We start from the raw sequence: 25,824 nt of genomic DNA on the forward strand, positions 1-25,824 counted from the left end.
CATGAGCTGTCCGTACCAAGCATCAAATTCTGATAAGGAAAAATCAAACTACCGCGATATGGAAGAAGGCATTCATACCGACTTTGAAGATGACATGTCTTATGGCGATTATTTATGCCTTGAGCAAATATTAACAGCTCAAAAACCCGTTTCTGACCAACATGATGAAATGCTCTTTATTACTATTCATCAAACCAGTGAGTTATGGTTAAAACTTGCCGGCCATGAATTAACCGCAGCAATAACCAATATACAACATGCAGATTTTGGCCATGCATTTAAAGTTATTTCTCGTGTAAAACAGATACTTAACCAACTAACGCAATCTTGGCACATTCTGTCAACGTTGACGCCTGTTGATTACTTGAAGTTTCGTGACGCCTTAGGACACTCCTCTGGGTTTCAGTCGTATGGTTACCGTAAACTTGAATTCTTATTAGGTAATAAAAATTCACACCTATTGGCGGTTCATAAAAATCAACCGGAAAGCTATCAATCATTAAATGCTGTGCTCCATGCACCAAGCTTATATGATGAAGTACTTCGAGCATTAGCAAAAAATGGCCTAGCGATTGATAAGCAAGTACTTGAAAGAGATTTTACCCAGCCCTATCAACAAGATGAATCTGTGCTACAAGCATGGTTAAACGTTTATCAACATGCTGATGAACATTTCCAGATGTATGAGCTTGCTGAAAAATTGATTGATATTGAAGACGCCTTTCAGCAGTGGCGTTTTAAACATATGTATACGGTGCAGCGTATCATCGGTCATAAAGCAGGAACAGGTGGTTCGTCTGGGGTAAGTTTTTTAAAGAAAGCATTAGATATTAGCTTTTTTCCTGAACTGTTTGCTTTACGTACCCATTTATAATTGTGAAATTTTTTTTATCGTTATAGCATGATATATCAGTAATGTTGATATGTTGAAATTCAGTGGATATTAGCAAAAGCCAATTAACGATTAGTCATTTAAAAATGATTTGTCAGTTAGCGGAAAGTGAAACGGTAAAAGAGGCGGCTCAAGCATTATTTATTAGTCAGCCGGCATTAACCAACCGTATTCGCGAGGCTGAAAAACGTTTAAATAGTCAATTGTTCTACCGTCGTGGTCGTCGAATTTATATGTCGAATGCGGGTAAACGTTTGCTAGTCTCTGCCAAGAAAATTTTACAAGAATTAGCGCGCGTTGAACATGATATTTCTCGCTTAACTCATGGTGTTGAGCAGGTGCTACGCATCAGTATGCCGCACTATGCAAATTTTTCATGGCTACCTGATGTACTAAAGGGGTTTTCGTTAAGCTACCCACAAATAGAGCTTGAAATTACCTCGCAATCTCCAGTCAAACCGCTTCAAGCCTTGCATAATCACGACGTAGATGTGGCTCTTATTTCTAGCGCTAAAGCTGAGTTAGAGATAGATGCTGAGCAATATGTCGCTAAAGTGATCACCAAAGATGAGTTAGTAGCTTGTTTATCTAAGCAGCATCAAAAATCAGATCAGCCGTTTTTAATGCCGGAAGATTTCGCCGATCAAACCTATGTAACAAATTCAACTGAAGCGGAAACTGAACGTGAATATGAGTTGTTTTTTAAACCGGCAGGGGTTATCCCGCCTAAAGTGTTACAAGTCGGTTTTAATGATGCTATTCTCGCTTTAGTTAAAGCCAATATAGGCGTGTCTATATTTTCTCAACGTCAATTAATCCGGTATCTGCCCGATGCTTCCTTAACAACATGCCGATTAGGTGAAACAGGATTACCCGTGTTTTGGCATGTCGTTTATCGCAAACATGATCATATTATTGCACCGGCAGAAAAATTATTTTCTCTTTTATCTCAACATTATAACTAAACACTATAGTGATATAAGTAAATTTATTTCTTTTGATGTTACTTAGTAACTATTAATTTGATATATTGTTGTTATATTTTAACATTGATGTCTGTTGAAAGGCAATAATATGACAACAAGCAAACAGCAACTGCATGTAAATAAAGGCTTTGGCGATGTAACAGCGTTAGAGAGCTCTGGTTGGAATATTCTTAATGAAGAGGTTGGCTTACCCGTAGCGGTGCTTGATGAGGCATCTTTACAGAGTAATGCGCAGTGGATGCAATCGTTTAGTGAGCAAGCAGGCGTTAAGTTAGCTCCGCATGGTAAAACAACCATGTCTCCAGAACTTTTTAAGCAACAGTTGTCACAAGGATGCTGGGGTATAAGCTTGGCAACTATCCCGCAAGTGGTAAGTGCTTACAAACAGGGGGTTAAACGCTTTATCCTTGCCAATCAATTAATCGGTAAATTTCACTGTCAGCAATTAGTTGAGATTTTACAGGAACCCGATGTTGAGTTTTATTGTTTCGTTGAATCTGTGGCTAATGTTGTGTTTTTAGGTGAATTTTTTCAACAGCAAAAAGCAACGTTAAACGTGTTGATAGAAATAGGTGTGCCAGGTGGTCGTTGTGGTTGGCGCGATGTTGACAACATTAGACCACTGGTTGATGCAATTTCAGCACAACCTGCGTTGCAGTTATCCGGTATTAGCTTTTATGAAGGCGTGATCCACGGTGAAGATGCACAAGCAAAGATAGTGCATTTTATTGAGCGTATTAAACAATTGTTTATTCAATTACAGCAACAAGGCCGATTTAACGGTGAAAATGTGATCATTACTGGCGCTGGTTCCGCTTGGTATGATGTCGTCGCTAACGCATTATCTCAGGAACAATCGTTAAACTTTACCGCCATTATTAGGCCCGGCTGTTACTTGATACATGATACCGGTATCTATCAAGATGCGCAGCAAACGATTATGCAACGCAGCCAATTGGCATGTGATATTGGTGGCGATCTTATTTCTAGCCTTTACGTGTGGGCGTATGTGTATGCTACGCCTGAACCAGGGTTAGTCATTGTCGGTTTAGGAAAACGGGATGCAGCATTTGACGCAGGGTTACCTACCCCTACCTTGTATTATCGTCCTGGTAACGACAAACCACAGCAAGTACCTGATAGTTGGGAGTCGGTAAAAATAATGGACCAACACTTGATGCTCAAGGTTGACGAAAATGCCGATTTACAACCTGGCGATATGATGTGTTTTTCAACGTCGCACCCGTGTTTAACGTTTGATAAATGGCGCTTTATTGGCATAAGTAATGACCAACATGTGATCACAAAACAAGTGGCGACTTACTTCTAAATGGATATTTTAACCCGAATAAGTCAGCGTTATGACCACATGCGCCCGGCGGAACAAAAAGTAGCAGATTTGATCCGCAAAGATCTAAGGTTTGCCAGTCGTTGTGCCATTCAACAATTGGCGAAAAAAGCTGGGGTTAGTCACGCAAGTATTACTCGATTAGCGAAAACCTTAGCTTGTGATGATGTACGTGATTTAAAGCTGCAATTAGCTCAGGTTGCCGCCGTGGGAGAGCGTTTTCATGATGAACAGCATATCGAACAACAAGATATGCCAGAAGTTTATCAGTCTATTCAAGATATTTTGCAGGTAAATCGAGGTTTAATCACTAAAGATAAATGTATCACTGCAGCCGAATTAATTTTAGCTGCAAACCATTGTTTAATTTTTGGTGTAGGTGGTGGTAGTACGATATTTGCGCAAGAATGCCAACATCGATTATTCCGCTTAGATGTCAAAAGTAATGCTTATTCTGATCCCATGTTAATGCGGATGACAGCAGCAAGCATTGATGCGAATGATTTACTGATTTGTTTATCGTTAAGCGGTAAAAGTCCTGATGTTTTAGAAGCTGCAAACATCGCGAAAGAGTATGGCGGAAAAATAGTTGCTATTTGTCCTGAAGGGGAGTTATCAGCGTTGGCTGATGTTCACTTGCCGATCACCACGCAAGAAATGGATTTTATTTATATGCCGAGCGCATCACGGTACGTGTTATTGGCAGCGATTGACATGTTAGCAAGTGGAGTAGCGATTAAGAATCAGCGAAAGTCGCGTGAAAAATTACGCCGAATTAAATTACAACTTGATGAGCATCGTGGTTGTGCAAGTCGAACACCATTAGGCGATTAAAAGGAAGCATGATTTGTACGATTTGATCATTAAAAATGCACAAGTGATAGATGGCAGCGGAGCTCCGGCTCAGCAAGTTGATGTTGCTATTTGTGGAGATAAAATTGCAACTGTAGGTGAATCACAGGCATTTAGTAAGCATGTTATTGATGCAAAAGGTTTAGTGCTTTCGCCAGGGTTTATAGATGTTCATACCCATGACGATCTAGAGGTTGTGCGTAATCCTGATATGCTTGCCAAAGTGAGCCAGGGTGTTTCTACGGTTGTCGTTGGAAATTGCGGCATCAGTGCTAGCCCATATCAACTTGGCGTTGAACCACCAGACCCTATTAATTTGTTGGGCAAGCAGGGTGAGTTTAACTTTGCTTGTTTGTCTGAATATATTGATTACTTATCATCAGCACCGCCTAACGTGAATGTCGTCGCATTGGTGGGGCATACGGCTTTACGCGCGCAGGTAATGGATGATTTATCTCGAGGTGCTACCGATGATGAAATTGCGCAAATGCAACAATTACTTCGCCGCGCACTTGAACAGGGTGCAAAGGGGTTAAGTACAGGGTTAGCATATAAAAATGCTAAAGCGTCAACTGAGCACGAAACCCAAGCACTTGCCAGTGTATTGCATGATTTTGATGCATTATATACCACGCATTTACGCACAGAGTTCGACGGGATTATTGACGCGTTGGATGAGGCGTTTACTTTAGGAAAAAAAGTGCAATCACCGGTGGTTATCTCTCATTTAAAATGTGCTGGTAAGCAAAATTGGGGTAGATCAAAAGAGATCATTGCGCATGTTGAGCAAGCCGCGCAACAACAGCCGATTGCCTGCGATTGTTATCCGTATCACGCCAGTTCTAGCACCTTAGACTTAAACCAAGTAACTGATGATTTTGAAATTTTTATTACCTGGTCAGATACAGAGCCAACAATGGCCGGTCAGAGCTTAGCGGCTATTGCGAAGACGTGGAAAGTGAGCTTACATGATGCAGCAAAACGTTTAATGCCGGCAGGTGCTGTTTACCATGGTATGAACGAACAAGATGTTGAAGCATTTTTAAAATATGACAGAAGCATGATTGGTTCAGATGGCTTGCCTTGTGATCCACATCCACATCCCAGATTGTGGGGAGCATTTCCTCGCGTACTTGGGCGTTACAGCCGGGAGAAGTCATTATTTCCGTTAGCAACGGCAATTCATAAAATGACAGGAAAATCGGCGGAAAATTTCAATTTACACAATCGAGGACTGATTAAATCAGGGTATTACGCTGATTTAGTGTTATTTGATCCAAAAAGCATTATTGACAATGCTGACTTTACTGCACCTTTTGCTGTTTCTTCAGGCATCAAAAAACTGTGGGTCAATGGTCGATTAACGTATCAACAAGGTGAAGGAGTATGCCCAGTAGCGCAATCTCCTCGCACCGGACAATTTTTAAAACATACATATATCAAGAGGAATAAATCATGACAATTACTCGTTTTGGCGCTGATGGCGGCGTAGGTACAGGCGGTCAACATTTACCGTTTTCAAGTGCAGTAGAAGCTGGAGGTTGGCTTTATGTTTCTGGTCAAACACCGATGACCGATGGTGAAGTTGTAGAAGGTGGTGTTGTTGAACAGTCACGCTTGGCAATTGATAACTGCATTAAAATTATGACGGATGCGGGTTACGGCTTAGCAGATGTGGTACATGTGAAAGTGATCTTAACCGATGCACGCTATTTTCAATCGTTTAATAAAGTATTTAAAGAATACTTCGGTGAACATCCACCAGCGCGTATTTGTGCGGTTGCTGACTTAGTGGTTGATGTAAAAGTTGAAGTTGACGTTACGTGTTATAAAGCACCGTAAATAAAGAGGGAGTGAGCTAATGGAAGGTGTTTTCTTCGTTGCATTCGCGCTATATGTGTTAGGTATGATCGGACTGAGTTGGTGGGTATCTCGCCGACAAACGTCGGGTGAAGATTTTCTACTGGGTGGCCGCAGTTTACCGTTACTACTGACTTTGGGTACTACCGTAGCGACTATGGTTGGTACTGGCTCTTCGATGGGAGCGGTAGGTTTTGCTTATCACAACGGCTGGGCAGGTATGCTTTACGGCATAGGCGGCGCCATTGGTATCTTGCTATTAGCGTGGATATTTGCCCCCATGCGTAGATATCAATTTATGACCATGAGTGAAGAAATAGCTTTTTATGTGGGTGCTCACCCTTTAATCAAAAACTTATTGGCGATTGTAATATATATCGCCAGTATTGGTTGGCTAGGCGCGCATATCATTGGTGGTGGCATGTATCTTTCTTGGCTGACAGGCTTAGATATCAACACCGCTAAAATGATTATTGCGATTAGCTTTGCCATTTATGTCATTATTGGCGGCTATACTGCTGTGGTTTGGACAGATTCAATTCAGGCACTGATCTTATTTGTTGGCTTTATTTTAATGGCATATTTTTCAGTGGACTATGTTGGTGGCTGGCAAGCTATGCTAGATGCTCAACCAACAGCGAACACCTCTTGGTTTGCAATAGATAAAGTGGGTCTCCTACATGCAATATCGTTAAGTTTAGCGATATTAGTTGGTATTTTGGCAACACCGTCATTTAGACAACGGATATATTCGGGTAAAAGTGTTAGCTCAATTCGGCGCTCATTTATTTATTCAGGTGTGCTGTATCTGGGTTTTTCAATTGTGCCTGCAATCATTGGTATGTCAGCGTATGCCATTAACCAAGATTTAGACAATGCTTCGTTTGCCTTCCCCCATCTTGCATTGAATGTAATGCCACTTGCGTTAGGGGTGTTAATTATTATTGCGGGTATATCTGCGACATTATCAAGTGCAAGTTCAGATGCCATCGCAGCAGTGAGTGTCGCTATGCGCGATTTATATCGCTTAGTTACCGGTAAAATGCCAAAGCCTGATCGCGTGATTTGGCTGTCACGTTTTAGCCTGTTTTTTACCATCAGTATAGCGCTTGGTTTTGCACTACTGTCGGATGATATTATTTCCTATATTACCAAGATGATCGCTATATTAATGTCTGGTATGTGTGTTGCTGGTTTACTGGGTCGTTTCTGGCCAAGGTATAACTGGCAAGGCGCGTTACTTACCTTATTGTGTTCAACAGCTTGTGCGTTAGCGGTTAGTTTAATTCCACAATGGGAAAATTACTGGGGTAACCCCGTTATTCCTGCGCTAATTGCCGGTACAATATCGGGTATTATTGGCAGTTTAGTGACACCAGCGTCAGAATTAGACGAACAACATGCACTTGATGTTTTAGCGAAAGAACGGAAGCAAATGGAGTAAGCCTTGAATAATATTGTATTTTTAGGGGAATGTATGATTGAGGATCACCCAGACGGATTGTTCCGTTTCGGTGGTGATACGCTCAATACTGCGTTGTATTTAGCTAGACTTACTGAAAATGTGCCGATAAATGTTGCGTTTGCGACGTCAATTGGTATTGATTTAGACAGTAATTTATTACTCGCTGCGTGGAAAAAAGAAGGTATTGATACCCGGTTCGTCACTCAGCTTGTCGATAAATTCCCGGGTCGTTATCGTATTAAAACGGATAAACAAGGTGAGCGAAGCTTTAAATATCAACGAAGTAATAGTGCTGCTCGATATTATTTAACCTCATCACCAGGCGCTTTAACCCGATTTATTGCTGGTCGAACGGGTGACTATTTATATTTTAGTGGGATTAGCCTAGCGATTATTTCTCCTGAAGATAGAACGTGGCTATTTGATGCATTAGCAAGTTTTAAAGCGAATGGTGGCAAAGTTATTTTTGACAATAATTATCGACCGATACTGTGGAATAATAAAGAAGTTCTACCCACTTATCAGAGTGCAATGGCGTTAGCCGACATTGCCTTTTTAACCGATGAAGATGAATTTGAAATTTATCAAGATAATTCATTGGATGGTATTATTTCTCGTGCAAAACAATACAATACAACCGAAACCATTATCAAACGGGGCAGTGAACCTTGTATTATTATCAATAACCAAGGTGAGCAACAAACGGTAAGTGCTGAACCGGTTGCTAATATTGTTGATACCTGTGCAGCGGGTGATGCGTTTGCGGCAGGTTATCTTTCACAACGGCTGCAGCATGCCAATGTGGAAGATTGCGCGCAATTTGCCCATCGGGTAGCAGGTAAAGTTATTCAGTACTCAGGTGCCATTGTTGACCGCAAGGTAATGGTCGATCTTTTTGACGTAAAAGGTAAAATTTAATGTTTAATCGAATGTTCTTTATTGCTCTTGTTTTGTTGTGCCTAAACGTCACTACCGTGTCGTGGGCTAACGACTTGTCACTCAACGTAATGCCTTACCCTAAAACAGTTACTATTAATGAGCAGGAAATTACCATTAGCGATGGCTTCTCGATTTCGGTAGAAGGTGGGAGCAAACAACGTTCCGCTCAATTGAAGAATACCTTACAGTCACAAATCAACAGTTTTGGCTGGCAAACTTCTACAGCGAATGATAAAGCAATACCGATTGTTATTCGTATTAACCAAGGGGAGTTGTTGGATTATCAATTTCCGGCGTTACATCAAGATGAGAGTTATCAACTCACGGTAGATAATCAGCAAGTTTTGGTCGAAGCAAAATCTGATTTCGGCGCATTGCACGGCGTGGCAACACTGACGCAATTGCTCTATCAAGCAAAAAGTAACCAGTCGCTGACTCAGCTTACCATTAACGATCTTCCTAGGTTTCCATGGCGTGGCTTTATGCTAGACAGTGTTCGCCACTTTATTTCTATTGAAGCGATAAAGCGCCAATTACGTGGTATGGCTGCGGCAAAGTTAAATGTGTTCCATTGGCACCTTACCGATGATCAAGGATGGCGTATTGCTCTGGATAGTTACCCTGAATTGCATCAAAAAGCGGCGGATGGAAAATATTATACCAAAGCACAAATTCGTGAAATTGTTGATTATGCAAGCTTGCTAGGTATCCGCGTAGTGCCCGAGTTTGATGTACCAGGCCACGCGTCTGCTATTGCTGTTGCCTACCCTCATTTAATGAGCGAGCAGAAAGATTATCAAATGGAAGATGGTTGGGGAGTATTTGAACCGTTATTAGATCCAAGTAATCCTAAAGTTTACCAATTTATTGATGGTGTTATTGCAGAGTTAACGACGCTATTTCCTGATCAATATTTACATATTGGCGGTGATGAAGTAGATCCAACGCAATGGAATAACAGTACTGAAATTCAAGCATTCATGAAAGAAAATAGCTTACAAGATGCACATGCATTACAAGCATTTTTTAATCAAAAAGTGGCTGCGATATTGGCTAAACATCAACGTAAAATGATGGGGTGGGACGAAATATTCCATCCAGATTTGCCACAAAATATAATGGTGCAATCGTGGCGAGGCATGGAAAGCTTATCTAAGATCGCCGTCAGTGGTTATCAAGGCTTGCTATCCACAGGTTTTTATATCGATCAGCCGCAAAGTAGCGCTTATCATTATCGAAACGAGCTACTTCAGCAGCGTGCTAGATCGGCAGTTCAGCCAAAAGAAGGACAGCAAGTCGTTGCTTATCAGTTTGAGATGCCCCGTTTAAAAGGCAGCGCTGTTAAGGGTACGTTAGCCATGGTGATGCATAATGATTACGTGTTACACGCTTATGTGAAGCTTAACAATAATCACTTTAAAAAGGCGAACGTTGATAGGCATTTAGTGCTTAGCAAAGGGGAAGTCAATGTTTCTATCGATAGCTGGATGGGGCCAACACGTGGTGAGTTTTTATTAACTGATGAGCAATCAACAGGGCGTATGTTAATTGGTAATACGTATTATCCGGTAACAATTGCACCGATTGAAAACTTTGATTATAGCCAGGTTACATTGCTACCTAATATTTCACCTATTGCTGCGCGAAATATTTTAGGTGGCGAAGCAACCTTATGGAGTGAACTGGTAACAGAGCAAAACCTCGATTTACGTGCTTGGCCACGTTTATTCGTTATAGCTGAACGATTTTGGTCACCTAAATCACTGAAAAATATTGATAACATGTTTTCTCGTTTGATGGTGCTAGATAAGTTTTCACAGCAGATAGGGTTGCATCATAAACAGCAATATCATGCGGGTTTACAATCACTTGTTTTTGCTAAAACCAACATCACACCTCTAACGGTATTGGCTGAACAATTAGAACCAGCAAATTATTACACGCGTCATCATATTAAATTTCAGCAAGATAAATATCACCAAAATGCATCATTGAATCGTTTTGCTGATTTCTTACCTGTTGAAAGTATGGCATTAATTGAAATGCATCAACAACTGAAAGCCTTTCAACAAGGGGATAAAAACGCATTGCAAGGTATTATTGATCGATTACGCGTTTGGCACTTCAATTTTGACAAGGTGGTATCACTAGTGAAAATTGCGCCAAAGCTTGAAGATTTACCAACTGTTATCGATCAAGCAAGAGATATTAATACCTTGGCACTAACCATTGCACAAAGTTGTTATAACGGTGTAAAGATTCGCCATGATGAAGCAAAGCGCATTAAAAATACGCTACACCGTTTACATAAAGAAGGTAAAGAGATCATTGTTTCCAGCAATTTATTTACAGAGCGACTATTAGCCGCTTGTAAGGCTTAACTTTACGCTTCCATTTGCTCAAGCACACTATTGAATAGTGTGCTTTTTTTATCTGACAAGGTTGTGATCACATCAAAGTGGTTTTTATTTTCAATATTCGCTAATAATATTTTGTTGCAGCCTAAACAATTTAATTGATAAAAATCATTTGATTGGCGTTTAAACTCGTCTGTTTCATGCTCACCATAAGCAACGATAAAGCGTGTTTCACAACAATGTGTTAATTTATTGGCTGCAAGTAAGGGGCTAAAGCGGGTAATTTCATCTTGAGTTAACGCTAATGCTTCATTGATATAGGTAAATTGAAGTGGCGTTAAATCATAAATACCGCTAACCGCACAAACCCCTTTGACGGGGTTAACAGGGAGAGCAAACGTTGTTTGCCAGTCAGTCATTGCAGCCATAACAGCTAACTGTGCGCCTGCTGAACTTCCAGACAAATAAATTTGCTCTTTATCATAACCGTACTGGTCTGCATGACGATAGAGCCAGGCAATGGCATTTCTAACTTGGTTTACAATTTTTGTTAATGAGGCTTTTGGTGCTAGCGTATAGTTTATAATGGCAACGTGATAACCATGTTGTTGAAAATTGTTCGCGGCAAAGCAACTTTCTTCTTTGCTAAGTTCCTGCCAATAACCACCATGAATAAAGACTTGTAGCTTTCTTTTTATTGAAATTGTCGAACGTTGCGAATTGTGGTGATGAGGAAGAAATAAGTCGAGGGTTTCATCAGGGCTTTCACCATAACGTAAATTTTCTTTTAACGAACCATGATGAGAGGCAAGTTGCTTTACTTGTTGGCTTTGCTCTGCGTACTGCTGTAGATAAATATCTAAATCGGCAACACAACTGCTAGGTGAGTATTCCCTTGCTAACGCTTGTAATGAAAAATTTCGATAAACGGTTTCTGTCATATAATTAGCTACTTGTTTAACCTAAAGTCCTTGCGAAGCGAAAATTGATAATAGTCACTATAGCGGATTTGTAACCATTTAATTAGTGTCTGTTTATTCGATAATTGTTTCAATTAGCTTAATGTTATAAGTATAAAATATAGTTGCTCCAGTCTAAATGTAACTAAATATTAATATCTTTCAGAAATAACATCTTTTCGTGCCGTTATGAATAAGCATATGATATAACCAAATGTATACAAAATATCTTCATTTTTTGTGCTTGCGCTAAATTAAATATATAACAAAAATATTGAGTTCCTCATGAAATTAACAAAAATAAATAAAGCCATTACTGTTGCTTTAACAGTAAGTGTTGTTGCATTAACAGGGTGTGAAAAGAATTCTTCCGCTCCTGAGCAAGTAACTACTCAAAAAACACAAACCTCAATGATTCGCCAACAGAGTGAATCATTATTTGAAGACTACGCTAAAATGCGTGCTCAACAAGTTAGCAACGTTAATTATCACCTTCAAGTTAATCTGGATAATACTTCTGAAAGTTTTTCTGGTGTTACCGACATTGTGTTCGACTTAACCGCTGATAATCAAAATGATTTAACCATCGACTTTGATGAGGGTACGGTATCATCTGTCAAAGTGAATGGTAAAGAAGCCACATTTAACTATGAGAAATGGTTTATTACCATTCCAAAAAGTGAGTTGTCTGCCGGAAAAAATACTGTCACGGTTGCTTATGAGCGTCCATATTCTACCGACGGTTCTGGCCTACATCGTTTTGTAGACCCTGAAAATGGTGAAGTTTACCTCTATACCGATTTTGAACCCTATGATGCGAATCGTTTATTTCCTCACTTTGATCAGCCAGATTTAAAAGCAACGTACACCATGAAAGTGACGGCGCCTGATCATTGGAAAGTGATCACATCAGTAAGAGAAAATAATATTGAAGAAAGTGGCGATAACAACGTATGGCATTTCCCTGAATCTGCTAAGTTTTCATCGTATATTTTCTCATTACATGCTGGTAACTATGCCGTGTGGGAAGATCAATTTGAAGATATTCCATTGCGTTTATTTGCGCGTCAGAGTTTAGCTGAATATGTTAATACCGATGAGTGGTTCACCCCGACTAAACAAAGCTTTAAATTTTTTAATGATTACTTTGGTGTTCGCTATCCATTCATTAAATACGACCAAATAGTGGCGCCAGATTTTAATGCCGGCGCCATGGAAAATGTTGCTGCGGTAACTTTCAATGAAGGCTATATATCACGTGGTGAAAAATCAACCCGAGCCAAAATGAGCTTAGCAAATGTAATTGCTCATGAAATGGCGCATATGTGGTTTGGTAATTTGGTGACCATGCGTTGGTGGAATGGCTTATGGCTGAATGAGAGTTTTGCAACGTATATGGCAAATTTAGAAGTGGCAGAGGCCAGTGACTTTGAAAATAATTGGGATGTCTTTTATTCAGGTACAAAACAATGGGCATATCGTAGTGATGACTCTGTCAATACCCATGCTATTGAATTACCCGTACCTTCAACAGGCGATGCATTAACAAACTTTGATGGCATTACATATGGTAAAGGCGCTTCAGTGCTAAAACAGCTACCGTATTACCTAGGTGAAGAAAACTTCCGTGTTGGAGTTAGTAATTACTTGAAAAAGTTTTCTTATAAAAACACGGAATTAGAAGACTTTATCGGCGAGCTTGGTAAAGCCGCTGATATGGATATGGAACAATGGACTCAAGACTGGTTATACAATGCAGGCCTTAATACCATCAAAGTAAATTATCAGTGTGATGCAGATAAAATTACTGAGATGAACATTGTGCAAATTGCTCCTGCAGATTATCCAACACTGCGCGAGCAACGTGTTCAAGTTGGTTTATATCAACTAGAAGGCGATAATATGGCATTAGCGAAAGCAATACCGGTTTTGTATAAAGGTGAAAGCACTAAGGTAAGCGATGCCATTGGTCAAGCCTGTCCTGACTTGGTGTATCCTAATGAAGGCGACTGGGGTTTTGTTAAGGTCGATCTTGATGAAAAGTCACTTGCGGCTATTGAGCAACACATTAATGCTGTTGAAAGTGCAACAATGCGACTAATGCTATGGCAAAGTCTTTCAGATAGTGTCAGAGATGCAAACCTTGCTGCCGATAAATTTGTCAATTTTGCGATAGCCAATATTGAAGGTGAGCAAGATTATAATGTGATCCGTAAAATATCAGCGAGTTTAACCACTGCTATGGGTTACTTAAACACAGCTACTCGCCTTGAAAAGCACGACTATTCTGCTTTATATCAAGATGTTGAAGATCTTTACTTACGCTTGTTAGAGAAAGCACCAGCGGGCTCTGATCTGCAAAAAATGTGGTATGGTCGTTATGTATCATTTAGTAAATCAGATAAACACCTGAAAAACTTACTTGCTATCTTACAAGGTGAGCGTAGCTACGAAGGATTAACTATTGACCAAGATAAACGTTGGGGGATTCTTGCACAATTAAATCGCTATCAATACGGTAATTATCTTGCGTTATTAGATAGTGAAAAAGAACAAGATAATTCTGATACTGGAGTTAAAAATGCGATCTATGCTGAAGTTGTTCGCCCAGAAGCCGACGTGAAGAAAAAATGGTTTGATGTGGTGATCAATAATCCTGACAATCTCAAGTTATCGACACTACGTTATATCATGTGGGGACTTTTCCCAACAGAACAATCTTCGTTAGAAACCCCTTACAAAGAAAGAATTCTTGCACATATTCCTAAGTTAAACGAAGGTAGTGATTTAGGCTTATTAGGTGCATTTGCTAGTAGTATGATCCCAAGTGAATGTACTGCTGAAAGTGAGGCTGAGCTTGCGAAATTGATTGAAGAGTATAAATCAATGAAACCTCAAGTGTTGAAAACGGTTAAAGCACGTCACCAAAATGTTGGTCGTTGTATTAAAGCGTTGAAGCTTCTCTAAATAAATAATAGAACAAGCATTGATAAAAACGCTCCATTTTTGGAGCGTTTTTTTATGGTATTTATTCGCCAACGTTAACTTTGCGTATTAAGCCTAATGCGGTATAAGTAGCTTCTATTTTTGTATTTATGTACAAAACATTATCTTGACGCGTGACATATTCAACTATTTAGGATAAAACCTTAAATAATCATAACCAACTGGGGCTAAAAGAATATACGAGTGCGAGTTTTTATTCATTATTTATCATACTGCTTAGTATTGTTTTTAGCATTTTCTGCACAGGTAAGTGCGAACGATGAACGTATTGCCATCATTGATACGCCTTATGAAGAAAATGCTAATCATCGATACTTCGTTGATTTAGTAAATTTCCTTCTCGATATTTCACGTGAAAAATATGGTGAAGCAACGATCGAATTATATTATGTAGAAAACAACACACATGAAAAAACCTTAAACCTAATTAGTACTGGCTTATTAGATTTGTCTTGGGCAGGCACTACTAAAAATTTAGAAAGAAAGTTGTTACCTATTCGAATCCCATTGTTGGGAGGCTTACTTGGCTACCGAGTTTCTATCATTAGAAAAGATGATCATCAAAAATTTTCTCAAGCATCTGTTGAGCAATTAAAATCAATGATTGCTTGCCAAGGGCAAGTTTGGGGAGATTCAGATATTTTGGAAGATAATGGCTATCAGGTAATGCGTATTAGCCGTTTTGATTTAATGTTTAAAATGTTAGCTCATGGACGTTGTGATTATTTTCCTCGAGCAATCTTTGAAGGGTACAATGAATTAAACGCTATCATTAAAAAGTATCCTAACTTAATGATGTTTGATGATAAAATTCTACACTATCAATTTCCTTTGTACTTCTTTGTCGAGCCACAGAACAAAGCGCTAGCAAAACGATTACGTTTCGCCTTAAATAAAGCCATTGACGATGGAAGTTTTAAATCGTTTATGGAACAACACCCGCTAACAGAAGCAATATTTCCGATTGAAAAATGGGCAAATAAAAGCATTATTCAATTGCATAATCGTTTTTTACCGGCAGAGACACCGATAACAGAGTCAAAGTATTGGATCCAACTCAGTGAGCATTAGCGCATTAATTATCGTTTGGGTTATTCAATAACAGTTGTATTATTTCTTGTTGATATTGTTCTTTTTTTTGTTCATTAAAACCAATATGCCGGCTAACGACACTACCATCGCGATTAAGTAATATACTACTTGGCATGCCTTTGAGCTTAAATGCTTTAGCTACCTTTCCTTTGGGATCATAAAGTACGGGGAAGCTTGCAGGGTACTGTTGTAAAAACTCTGTCGCGTTCTGTTTTCTGGCATCAAGGTTAACACTCAACACTGTAAACCCTTCATGTTGGTATGTTGTTTGTAATTCGTTAAGCCAAGGAAACGAATCTTTACAAGGAATACACCAAGATGCCCAAAAATCAATGAGTACTACATCGCCTTTTAATTGATTAACTTCTTGTTTAAATTTTTCTAGGCTATTGCTAGCCTGACTGAAAGAGACGTTACTTAATAGCAGTAGAAGAAAGAATATTTTTTTCATTATTGTGGTGTCTATTGCATGATTGCCTTGATGATATCAAGCTTTCATAAAAAGGTTAACTACAGACTATACTTGTTTATTCCTCGCTTAATACTGTTTGCATTGCAATTAAAAGTTGATAGCACTATAACTAACCATGTCGATCTTGATTGCTTATCGTTTATTTTCGGCAAATGAAATGAGGAAATGATTGCACTTTAAAGCATAAAGTACTTACTTAATCGCCTGTAACAAATTGTGTGTATCGGGTTGTTAAACGTAAAAAGTGAACAACTGGTCGTAAGGGGACTCTGTTTTCAAATATTATTCTTTATGCTCATATTACAACCAAAAGAGAGTTGGCTATTATGGAAAAAATGATAATTATAAATGGTGAAAAGTATCAGATTGATGTTGATAGCAATATGCCATTGCTGTGGTTTCTACGGGATAGATTAGAGATAACCGGGACTAAATTTGGCTGTGGTGCTGGGTTATGCGGCGCCTGCACAGTGCATGTTGATGGCGTTGCAACAAGAGCGTGCGTAACACCTGTTGGTGCATTAGCAGATAAAAAGGTCACGACAATTGAGGGACTTTCTGTTGACGGAGATCATCCTCTGCAAAAGGCGTGGGTGGAAAACAACGTGCCGCAGTGTGGATACTGTCAAGCCGGACAAATTATGAATGCAGCCAGCTTTTTACAACAAAATCCAACCCCTTCCTCTGACGAAATTGATAACGCAATGCAAGGAAATATTTGCCGATGCGGTACTTATCAACGGATCAAAAAAGCGATTGCAGATGCCGCTGATGAATTGGCCAAGGAGGTTTCATAATGTCGATTGCAAACGAAAGTCGAAGAAAGTTCCTTAAAGCATCAACGTTAGCAACGGGTGGTTTAGCGATCAGCATTCATTTACCCGCACATGCAATTGCTTTTAGCGATAACGCTCAAGAATCAACGTTTTCTCCCAATGCCTTTATTCATATACAAGACAACGGCGATGTGTTGATTTATTGTGGTCGGTGTGAAATGGGCCAGGGTATTAATACCGCCTTACCCGCTGCGGTTGCCGATGAAATGGACGCTGATTGGCAAAAAGTTACTGTAAAACAAGCTGATGGTAATGAAGAAAAGTACGGGCCACAAGCAACGGGTGGTTCAGCGAGTATACGTGTGATGTTAACGCCGATGCGTGAAGCAGGCGCTAGCGCAAAAGTAATGCTCATAGCGGCGGCGGCTAAGGTATGGAATGTTGAACCAAGCACCTGTCATGCACAAAAACATGCTGTTTATCATCAAGCAAGTGGCAAAAAACTGTCTTATGGAGAACTAGCAAGTTTAGCGGCAAAGCAAACGGTTCCAGAAACAGTTACGTTAAAAGCTAAGAAAGACTTTAACTATATTGGTAAATTCATCCCTAACCAAAACATTGAGCAAATTATTAAAGGGCAACTTACTTACGGTGTCGATACAAAGTTACCTGGATTAAAATATGCGGCTATTGTTCATTGCCCTGTATTGGGCGGCAAACTGAAATCATTAAATGATAAAGATGCGCGTGCCATCAAAGGTGTTATTGATGTAGTGGTTATTGACCGATTAGCCATTCCTTATGGTTCTATTGGCGGTGTTGCTGTTGTTGCTGACAATAGCTGGACGGCTCAACAAGCAGTTAAGAAGCTAAATATTGATTGGGACCTTGGCGAAAATGCACACTACGATACCAAAAAATACAAAGCGCAGTTGGTTAAAAACGTAGAAGCGCCAGCTCAGCTCGTGACTGAGCGTGGTAATTTAACTGAAGGTTTAACCAATGCAGCGAAAACATTAAAAGCGACTTATACCGGTGGCCATTTAGTACATGCTCCGATGGAACCCAATGCTAGCGTGGTTTGGGTGAAAGATGATAGTTGCGAAGTGTGGGCTGCAACGCAAAGCCCAGCGGATATTCAAAAAGTGTTAGCGCAGTTTTTAGGGCGCGAAGCAAAAGATATTGAAGTACACGTTACCATGTCAGGCGGTGCTTTTGGTCGTAAATTCAAATGTGATTACGTGCATGAAGCGGCGGCAATCTCACAAAAAATTAACGCGCCGGTACAATTAACGTGGACACGCGAAGAAGACACTAAAACTGGGTATTATCATTCAATTAACGCGCAGCATATTGAAGCGGGAATAGATGAACAAGGTAATATCAAAGGTTGGTTACATAGAGTAGCATTTCCCTCAATAGGTACCTTATTTAACCCAGCCCAAATACGCCCAAGTGATGGTGATTTCTCTGCCGTGGACAATTACCCCTATGGCATTGAAAATTTTCGCAGTGAGAGTGGTGAAGCAAAAGCCCATACTCGTATTGGTTGGTATCGTGCAGTGTATGCAATTTTTTATGGCTTTTCTTTTAGCAGTTTTACTGATGAATTAGCTTACTTAGCGGGTAAAGATCCGCTTACTTATTTAAACCAACTGTACGATAATAACACTAACCCCGATCAGCAAGAACAAGCGGCTCGCTCAAAGCATGTGGTTAATTTGGCAGCGAAGAAAGCGGGTTGGTTTGAGCGAGATAAACTACCTAAGAATCAAGCCATTGGTCTTGCTGTTCATTATAGCTTTCAAAGTTATGTTGCGATGGCGGTAAGAGTGGAAGTTAATGATGAAGACATAAAAGTCCTACAGGTTGATTCAGCCATTGATTGTGGTCAAGTACTAAATGTAAATGGCGCAACGGCACAAATGGAAGGGGCTGTGGTAATGGGTATGGGGTTAGCACTTCGTACGGAAGTAACCTTTAGAGAGGGCGCAGTGGTTAATACTAATTTTCATAACTACCCTGTTATGAGGATAAATGAAATGCCGCAAGTTAATGTGCATATTGTTGATTCTGAGCATCCCTCTACAGGGTTAGGTGAGCCAGGTGTTGCACCTTTTGCTCCGGCATTAAGCAATGCCGTATTCGCAGCTTCTGGGAAGCGTTATCGCGATATCCCTTTTAAGCCAATGTCAGTGTAAAGAGTTTCGTTTGATATAAAAAAGGCCAGTCAATAATGTTGACTGGCCTTTTTAAATTTATCACTGTATTAATTGCTATTTTTGCGTCATTGCACGTAGCATCCAAGCGGTTTTTTCGTGAACTCGCATACGATCCGAAATCAGCGCTAACGATGATTCGTCGTCTGCTTGTTGCGCTTCTTTTAAGGCAGAACGACAAGTTTTTACTAAGGTTTCGTGGTTCTCTAAAAGTGTTTCTAACATACCGTGAGCATCTGGTGTTTCTTTAGGTTCTTTTAACGAAGTTAATGACGCAAAGGCTTGATATGTACCAGGAGCAGGGAAACCTAAGGTGCGTATACGCTCTGCAATTTCGTCAACGGCTTCAGCCAATTCGACGTAATGTTCCTCAAACATTAAATGTAACTCACGAAACAAGGGACCCGTTACATTCCAATGGAAATTATGACTTTGTAAATACAAGGTATAAGTATCGGCTAACAGTGAATTTAATTGATTGGCAACTTGTTGACGAGCTTGATGTGCAATACCAATATCAATTGACATAAAGATTACTCCTTGTGAAATTATTTAATTCACACTGATAATTGCAGAAGCTATGCCAATAATTAAATTTCAAATAAAAACAATAATTTACTGTTTTTAGGTGAGCTATTTTACTTGTGACACTCTAAGAGAAGGGTAAATATTTTCACTGGTATGGTAAAAATTACCGAATCAGTGATATAAGCGAAGAGTGGGGGCAATCCGTATAAATACGTGAGCATGTATTTATACGGACTACGATTACTTCAACTGACTTTTACTTTTGCTTAAGAATAAGCAGAAACCAAGTACCGCCGATAAAAGTGAGCCGGCTAATATCCCAAGTTTTGCATGTGCTAATGAATCAGCTGACCCAGAAAATGCTAAGTTAGCGATAAATAATGACATGGTAAAACCTATGCCAGCAAAACAACCTAGCGCGATAACATCACGCCAAATCATATCTTTCGGTTTTTGAGCAAAACCAAGTTTTATTGCGAAGTAAGCAAAGAAAAATATGCCTAATGGTTTACCAACCAGTAAGCCGAGCATGGTCGCCCAAAAAACCGTTGCAGAACCCATTGATGCGCTGTTATCTGGCATTACCACACCAGCATTCAATAAAGCAAAAAGCGGCAATACCAACAAGCTTATCGGCTTGCTTAGTTTGCTTTGCCAGCGCTGCACAGGGGTTGTTGCTGTTATTGCAATATCTTCGGCTGCTTCGGCTAAGTCATGTTGTTGCTGTTGCTCGAGTATGGTTGTGTCGTTGTTATCCATGCGCTTAAAGCGACTGACTAAACGTTCCATATTCCGTGCAAACCAGTGAGTATCAGCGTAAGGTTTTGCTGGTACAGTTAAGGCTGCTAAAATACCTGCTGTCGTTGCGTGCACGCCAGAGTGAGAAATAAACCACCATAACACTAGTCCGGCAAACAGGTAAAACCAAGCCCACCGTATCCCTAAAAAGTTGGCCAACACCATCAATGATAATGTGATTGCTCCATAACCTAGCTGCATCAAAGAAACGCTATCAGTGTAAAAAAAGCTAATAATCAACACCGCACCCATATCATCAACGATTGCAAGTGCTGTGATAAGTACCAATACAGAGGTGGGGACTCTTCGACCGAGTAACACTAATAATCCGATGGCAAAAGCAGTATCGGTTGCCATGGGGATCCCCCAGCCTTGCCAGCTATCGCCTGCCATCAAGGTCATAATGGCTAGGTAGGTAAGTGCTGGAATAACCATCCCGCCTACAGCCATAAAAATTGCCAACATCGAACTTTTGGTGTCTTGCAACTCACCGGCAAGCACTTGATATTTTATTTCTAAGCCTAGTAAAAAGAAAAATAGAACAATTAGGCCTTCGTTTACCCACTCTACCGCTGAGTGAATGATATAGCCCTCTCCCCAAATAAAGCCAACGTGATACTCTGTTAACCATATATAAGCTTCTTGCCATTGAGAGTTTGCCATATATAAAGCAATAAACGTGGCGATCAATAACAACATACCAGCTGAAGATTGACTTTGTAGGAAACTTTGCAGTGGAGAAATAATGCGATCGAAATTACGCTCTAAGGGCATTCGCTCACGTTCTTGTTCTTCAATATCTATTTTCATTTAATAAGGCCTAAAAAATAATACAGGTAATGCTTGGTTAAAGTAGCGAAAAATACAATGTTGCAGCTACTCATGGTAAAAGTGTTATATGTTGATAGCTCAAGATTTTATTGTCCCTTCTGTTTGGCTTATTAATATATCGTGCATCGCTTTTGTACGATGATAAGAAAGAGATAACTGCTCACTGATCAAATCGAAATTTTTCTTAATGAGGGTATCTTTAGTATAGCGTTGAATATTGTTTAGCAAATCGATAGTTTGCTGGGTATGCTTTAATAATTGCTTAAGCACAAGTAATTGCTCAGCAGTGTTAGCGTCTACCGATGTACATGTTGAAAGCGACTTTGTTAGCCCAAACTCTTGTTGAATAAGCGGGCTTTGTTTAATCATTAAGTGATTTAAGCTTGAAACGGCCTCTAGTCTTATATCAATTGGATTGGTTAAATCGATTGTCATTTGCTTATTGGCTAATTGGCATTGAACAGAGAGAAAGTTTTCAGTTTCTTCATAGCACGCTTGTAACGCTTGTTGAATAAGCGCTAAATCACCAAACCTATGGGCTGTTTCTACGTTATTGGCCACGTTACTTCACCTTTTCAATGTAGTTAACATGACAACAACCAATTTATGTGCCAATCTAGTTAGTCATGATATAAAGCCTTATGCCACCGTATTAGGGAATACGTTCATTTATAATCCGGTATTTTTTACAGGGTTAACTTGTAACTTTGACAACTTAAACATACATGGAATTTACGCATGTCTTATCCTTCGGCGTTAGTTTGTGTTAATCAAGCTCAATATATGCAGCTTATTTCCTCTTTATCGTTGACGAAAAACTTTACTGTTATTGAACCGCATCATCATGATTGGCTCAGTGGTTTAAGTGATGCGCCAGATGTCGCTATTATTGAAGTAAATACGTTTGAGCAATCACATTACGATGCACTGCAAGCACTAAATTTTTGTCCTGAAACAGATATTATTTTTTTAAGTGAAGGCATTCCCAATCCACTGTTAGATAAAGCTGTTGTTAGATGCGCTGCGTATCATTATCGAACCCCGATTAAAAGAAACAATCTCGCAGAAGTTATAGAAGAGTTGACCGCTGAATATCAACAACGTCCACGTAAAACAAAAAGTATCGAATCAAGTGAGTTAGATCAGTTTGGTTTATTATTTGGCTCCTCCCGTGCGATGAAAAAACTGTATAGAAGTTTACGTAAGGTAGCTATGTACGACACCAGTATTTTGATTGTTGGTGAAAGTGGGGTTGGTAAAGAGCTTGTCGCTAATACTATTCATAATGCCAGCGAACGTGCGGAATCGCCCTTTGTAGCAGTAAATTGCGGAGCGTTATCTAAAGATTTAGCTACCAGTGATTTGTTCGGTCATGTTAAAGGTGCGTTTACTGGCGCAGTTGGCGAACGTCAAGGTTTTTTTACCGAAGCAAAAGGCGGCACGTTATTTCTTGACGAAGTTACGGAAATGCCAGAAGAATTACAAGTTCAGCTGTTACGTGTATTAGAAACTGGAGATTATAGCCCTGTTGGTAGTAACAAAGTGTTAAATTCTAATGTACGGATCATTGCAGCTACTAACAGAGACTTAGCGCAATCAGTTAACCTGGGAGTGTTCAGAGAAGATCTCTATTTTCGTTTAGCGCAATTTTTATTACATGTACCACCTTTAAGAAGTAGAGGCGGTGACGTTGAAGGTTTAGCAAAGCACTTTTTGGCCTATAAAAATGCCAGTGCAGGATTTGGTAAAAAAATTTCTGAGGCGGCAATGGCAAAAATAAGCGATTATCATTGGCCTGGCAATGTTCGAGAGTTAAAGCACGCCATTGAACGTGCTTATATTATGTCAATCGATGTGATTGATAGTGAACATATTTTACTTGAAGACCCATTAAATGATGAGGTAAGTGATCAATCTGTACCTACAGGAATTCCACTTGCTGAAGTGGAAAAACAAGCCATTTTAAATACATTAGAAGAGCAACACGGGAATAAAAGCGATACCGCAAAGTTATTAGATATTAGTGTGAAAACCTTGTACAACAAGCTTGAAAAATATGATGAATAGCAAGTATTTATTGCTATTCATCAGCACACATTAAAATGGAAAGAGCCTGCGGTTTAATATAAATATCAAGCGCCGAGGCTTGCCGAGTTTCACCATCAATAATATAGTCGATAGGTTCATCAGCGGTAATGATGACTTGTTTACCTTGGCTGTGTTGCACATTATCTCCAATGTGAGTAGCAGTAATAGTCGACTGTGCTAAATCTGCTAAACTTGCCAGTGGTATTGTGTTATCTGGCAGGGCGTTTATCCACGTTAAATCAAGCTTTCCGTCAGCAAAATTTGGCTCGCCATTACCCTGAGCTAACATAGTCGTAAATGGTGCAGCATTTGCTACAACAAGGCTTGCTATTGATACTGTTTTTGCCGGTTGTTCATCTATTGTTACGGTTAAGCCCTTTGCTTGATGATCGATAACGGACTCAGTAAATCCTTGTAAATAAGCGAGTGCACCGCTGTCATTCTTTTTATTTCTATCTGCCGCGGAAACCATTTGATGTTCGATACCTAAACCACATAATAATAAAAAGGTTTCATTGTTACATTTACCTGTGTCAATTGGGGTATCAACACCTTCAATAATATGTTTACAGGCGTTTGAAATCGGTGTTAACTTAGCGACGCTACCTTGAAGGGCATGAACTAGTGAGTTTGCCGTACCTAAAGGCATTAACGCTATACTGGTATTATGCTCTATAGCAATTGTAGCAACCTCTTTAATGGTACCATCACCGCCGCCGGCAATCAGTAAATCTACTGATTCTTCTATAGCCTGCTTTGCTATTGATTCGGCGCTTATTTCTTCTGTTGTTTCATGTATATGCAAGTCAAAAAAAGGCGATAATTGTTCGACGATATCTGGCTTAACTTCTGGCCAATTTCCTCGTCCTGCTACAGGATTAGCAATAAGCCAAGCTGTTTTTTTTAAGGCGAGCCTGTTGTGTTTCGATAGTTGATCAAGCCACTGTTGCTGTTGTTCAGTTAAGCTCAATGATGGAGATTTTTTTTTGAACTGTTTCATTGCGAGCGCAGAAAATTTAACTTCATTTGTTGCTAAAAAGTATGCAGACAGCACTACTGATGCGCTGTTGTCATCACAATAGATAAGACAGTTTTTCTGTTGAGTAATTTGCTGGTGTAGCCATCGTAAAGATCTGAGCAAATCATTTTGATTAAAGTTGGAAAAAGCGATTGATAAATAATTAATGTTGTCATCTTTATTAAACCAAGATACGACATTTAAAGGGTTGGAAAGATCTAGCATTGCACCAATGTTGTGTTTTTCCATTGCTTCTTTAGTCATATGAATCGTTGGAGATACAAAAAGGTTAGGTGCAACTTTTATTGGTTCTTTTTGATTGTTATTACGTGTACGTATATATGTCTCGCCTTTTTGCCATGCGTAATAAGGAAAGAATAGCGAACGAAACCACCATGGCACCTTATTGGTTTCTTTTTTGAGCCAGAATGCAGTATACCGCGCGGAGTCGTTTAGTGTCGCTAAACCAATAGACATAGCACACCAGATTAATAGCACTGATATAATAGGCTTATCTAACCATAAACCTATAACGACTAACACGGGTAGCCAAATATAATTTAATTGTCGCATGAAACTTCCTCAAAAAAAGGCCTGGCGAACGTTGCCAGGCCAATACATTTACAGCGAGTAATAAAGGGTTGTAAACTTCAGTAAGCGAGCGAAAGAAGCAGATGATGACATTTACCTATTTCTCTAAAATGTAATCAAAACAATTGCTTCTTTGCTACTATCTTCGCTAAAAGCTAAATTTTGATAAAGTATTATGAAGCTGTAATAATCGTAAGATCATCTGATACTTCAACTACATCATCAATATTTTTAGCCATCTGAATGGCTAATTGTTTTTCAGATGTTGAGTCAACTTCACCTGATAAAGATACATGACCGTTTTCAACGTCTACATTGATGTCAGTACCATCGATATCTGAGTCTAGTAAATAACGAGATTTCAATACCACTGCGATTTTGGTATCAACCATCGCACCTACTTCGTTATCATTTTGATTCGAATCATTTCTACCGTCTCTATCAGACTTCATTACGGTAAGTTCGTTGTTGACTGCTTTTACACCATCAACACCGTGAACAAGCTCTTCAGCAAGTTTACGCTCAACGTCTGATTCAACTTCACCAGTTAAAGTAACTTCACCTTTTTTAACGGTGGTGTTGATATCGAATGAATCTAAATTGCCATTGAATAAAAGTACAGCTTCAGTTTTACCATCAATCCATGCATCTTTTGCTTCTTTACTCCAATCATTTTCATTCGCTGCAGCAGATGTCATTGTTAATGTCGTTGCAACTAATATAGCACTTGATAAATATTTCATCATT

21 protein-coding genes are annotated in these 25,824 nt (G+C 39.5%); 14 read left to right on the forward strand and 7 right to left on the reverse strand.

Features of this window, described 5'->3' with window-relative positions:
- Nucleotide 1 precedes the first annotated feature (1 nt).
- The 9 genes from kynA (at nt 2) to Q4489_RS00950 (ending at nt 10,723) form a co-directional block, all read left to right on the forward strand.
- Nucleotides 2-874 carry a tryptophan 2,3-dioxygenase gene (gene kynA / locus Q4489_RS00910; RefSeq protein ID WP_303475864.1) on the forward strand — a complete coding sequence of 291 codons (873 nt, stop codon included), beginning with the start codon at nt 2-4 and terminating at the stop codon, nt 872-874.
- 62 nt (nt 875-936) lie between these two features.
- Nucleotides 937-1,857 carry a LysR family transcriptional regulator gene (locus Q4489_RS00915; RefSeq protein WP_303475866.1) on the forward strand — a complete coding sequence of 307 codons (921 nt, stop codon included), beginning with the start codon at nt 937-939 and terminating at the stop codon, nt 1,855-1,857.
- A gap of 109 nt (nt 1,858-1,966) precedes the next feature.
- Nucleotides 1,967-3,208 carry an amino acid deaminase gene (locus Q4489_RS00920; RefSeq protein WP_303475868.1) on the forward strand — a complete coding sequence of 414 codons (1,242 nt, stop codon included), beginning with the start codon at nt 1,967-1,969 and terminating at the stop codon, nt 3,206-3,208.
- Nucleotides 3,209-4,060 carry a MurR/RpiR family transcriptional regulator gene (locus Q4489_RS00925; RefSeq protein WP_303475870.1) on the forward strand — a complete coding sequence of 284 codons (852 nt, stop codon included), beginning with the start codon at nt 3,209-3,211 and terminating at the stop codon, nt 4,058-4,060.
- A 13-nt stretch (nt 4,061-4,073) separates the two neighbouring features.
- Nucleotides 4,074-5,537, forward strand: coding sequence for an amidohydrolase family protein (locus Q4489_RS00930; protein ID WP_303475873.1), 1,464 nt, complete (start codon nt 4,074-4,076; stop codon nt 5,535-5,537).
- On the forward strand, nt 5,534-5,920 hold the full coding sequence (locus tag Q4489_RS00935; RefSeq protein ID WP_303475876.1) for a RidA family protein: 387 nt from the start codon (nt 5,534-5,536) through the stop codon (nt 5,918-5,920). The genes Q4489_RS00930 and Q4489_RS00935 overlap by 4 nt, the downstream gene beginning before the upstream one ends.
- Before the next feature lie 19 nt (nt 5,921-5,939).
- Complete coding sequence (locus Q4489_RS00940) at nt 5,940-7,382, forward strand: sodium:solute symporter family protein (protein ID WP_303475879.1); 1,443 nt, start codon at nt 5,940-5,942, stop codon at nt 7,380-7,382.
- Nucleotides 7,383-7,415: 33 nt separating this feature from the next.
- Nucleotides 7,416-8,321, forward strand: coding sequence for a sugar kinase (locus Q4489_RS00945; protein WP_303475881.1), 906 nt, complete (start codon nt 7,416-7,418; stop codon nt 8,319-8,321).
- Nucleotides 8,321-10,723 carry a beta-N-acetylhexosaminidase gene (locus Q4489_RS00950; RefSeq protein WP_303475883.1) on the forward strand — a complete coding sequence of 801 codons (2,403 nt, stop codon included), beginning with the start codon at nt 8,321-8,323 and terminating at the stop codon, nt 10,721-10,723. The genes Q4489_RS00945 and Q4489_RS00950 overlap by 1 nt, the downstream gene beginning before the upstream one ends.
- A gap of 2 nt (nt 10,724-10,725) precedes the next feature.
- On the opposite strand, the gene Q4489_RS00955 is transcribed toward Q4489_RS00950, so the two are convergent.
- Nucleotides 10,726-11,640, reverse strand: coding sequence for an alpha/beta hydrolase (locus tag Q4489_RS00955; protein ID WP_303475885.1), 915 nt, complete (start codon nt 11,638-11,640; stop codon nt 10,726-10,728).
- 303 nt (nt 11,641-11,943) lie between these two features.
- Between Q4489_RS00955 and pepN the strand changes: the two genes are divergently transcribed.
- Together pepN and Q4489_RS00965 are read left to right on the forward strand one after the other, a co-directional pair.
- On the forward strand, nt 11,944-14,625 hold the full coding sequence (gene pepN, locus Q4489_RS00960; protein ID WP_303475887.1) for an aminopeptidase N: 2,682 nt from the start codon (nt 11,944-11,946) through the stop codon (nt 14,623-14,625).
- A gap of 222 nt (nt 14,626-14,847) precedes the next feature.
- The gene (locus Q4489_RS00965) at nt 14,848-15,735 is read left to right on the forward strand and encodes a transporter substrate-binding domain-containing protein (RefSeq protein WP_303475889.1); all 888 of its coding nucleotides are present in this window, start codon (nt 14,848-14,850) and stop codon (nt 15,733-15,735) included.
- Between the two features lie 4 nt (nt 15,736-15,739).
- On the opposite strand, the gene Q4489_RS00970 is transcribed toward Q4489_RS00965, so the two are convergent.
- Nucleotides 15,740-16,207, reverse strand: coding sequence for a TlpA disulfide reductase family protein (locus Q4489_RS00970; RefSeq protein WP_303475891.1), 468 nt, complete (start codon nt 16,205-16,207; stop codon nt 15,740-15,742).
- 356 nt (nt 16,208-16,563) lie between these two features.
- Here Q4489_RS00970 and Q4489_RS00975 point away from each other — a divergent pair, with 356 nt between their 5' ends.
- Both Q4489_RS00975 and Q4489_RS00980 read left to right on the forward strand, forming a co-directional pair.
- Nucleotides 16,564-17,025 carry a (2Fe-2S)-binding protein gene (locus Q4489_RS00975; RefSeq protein ID WP_303475894.1) on the forward strand — a complete coding sequence of 154 codons (462 nt, stop codon included), beginning with the start codon at nt 16,564-16,566 and terminating at the stop codon, nt 17,023-17,025.
- The gene (locus Q4489_RS00980) at nt 17,025-19,205 is read left to right on the forward strand and encodes a molybdopterin cofactor-binding domain-containing protein (RefSeq protein WP_303475897.1); all 2,181 of its coding nucleotides are present in this window, start codon (nt 17,025-17,027) and stop codon (nt 19,203-19,205) included. The genes Q4489_RS00975 and Q4489_RS00980 overlap by 1 nt, the downstream gene beginning before the upstream one ends.
- 75 nt (nt 19,206-19,280) lie before the next feature.
- Here the strand turns inward: Q4489_RS00980 and Q4489_RS00985 are convergent, their stop codons facing one another.
- The 3 genes from Q4489_RS00985 to Q4489_RS00995 form a co-directional block, all read right to left on the reverse strand.
- Nucleotides 19,281-19,751 (reverse strand): Dps family protein, encoded by a 471-nt coding sequence (locus Q4489_RS00985; RefSeq protein ID WP_303475900.1) that lies wholly within the window; start codon nt 19,749-19,751, stop codon nt 19,281-19,283.
- A gap of 240 nt (nt 19,752-19,991) precedes the next feature.
- Nucleotides 19,992-21,359, reverse strand: coding sequence for a Na+/H+ antiporter NhaA (gene nhaA, locus Q4489_RS00990; protein WP_303475903.1), 1,368 nt, complete (start codon nt 21,357-21,359; stop codon nt 19,992-19,994).
- A 99-nt stretch (nt 21,360-21,458) separates the two neighbouring features.
- On the reverse strand, nt 21,459-21,941 hold the full coding sequence (locus Q4489_RS00995) for a hypothetical protein (RefSeq protein ID WP_303475906.1): 483 nt from the start codon (nt 21,939-21,941) through the stop codon (nt 21,459-21,461).
- Nucleotides 21,942-22,118: 177 nt separating this feature from the next.
- Between Q4489_RS00995 and Q4489_RS01000 the strand changes: the two genes are divergently transcribed.
- Complete coding sequence (locus Q4489_RS01000) at nt 22,119-23,447, forward strand: sigma-54-dependent Fis family transcriptional regulator (RefSeq protein WP_303475908.1); 1,329 nt, start codon at nt 22,119-22,121, stop codon at nt 23,445-23,447.
- Between the two features lie 13 nt (nt 23,448-23,460).
- Here Q4489_RS01000 and Q4489_RS01005 read toward each other — a convergent pair whose 3' ends face one another.
- Both Q4489_RS01005 and Q4489_RS01010 read right to left on the reverse strand, forming a co-directional pair.
- On the reverse strand, nt 23,461-25,059 hold the full coding sequence (locus Q4489_RS01005; RefSeq protein WP_303475911.1) for a diacylglycerol kinase family protein: 1,599 nt from the start codon (nt 25,057-25,059) through the stop codon (nt 23,461-23,463).
- A 191-nt stretch (nt 25,060-25,250) separates the two neighbouring features.
- Nucleotides 25,251-25,823: a BON domain-containing protein gene (locus Q4489_RS01010; protein ID WP_303475914.1), complete on the reverse strand. Its 573-nt coding sequence runs from the start codon at nt 25,821-25,823 to the stop codon at nt 25,251-25,253.
- Nucleotide 25,824: the final 1 nt, after the last annotated feature.

It is taken from the genome of Thalassotalea sp. 1_MG-2023 (genome assembly GCF_030546745.1).
Lineage (GTDB): Bacteria > Pseudomonadota > Gammaproteobacteria > Enterobacterales > Alteromonadaceae > Thalassotalea_C.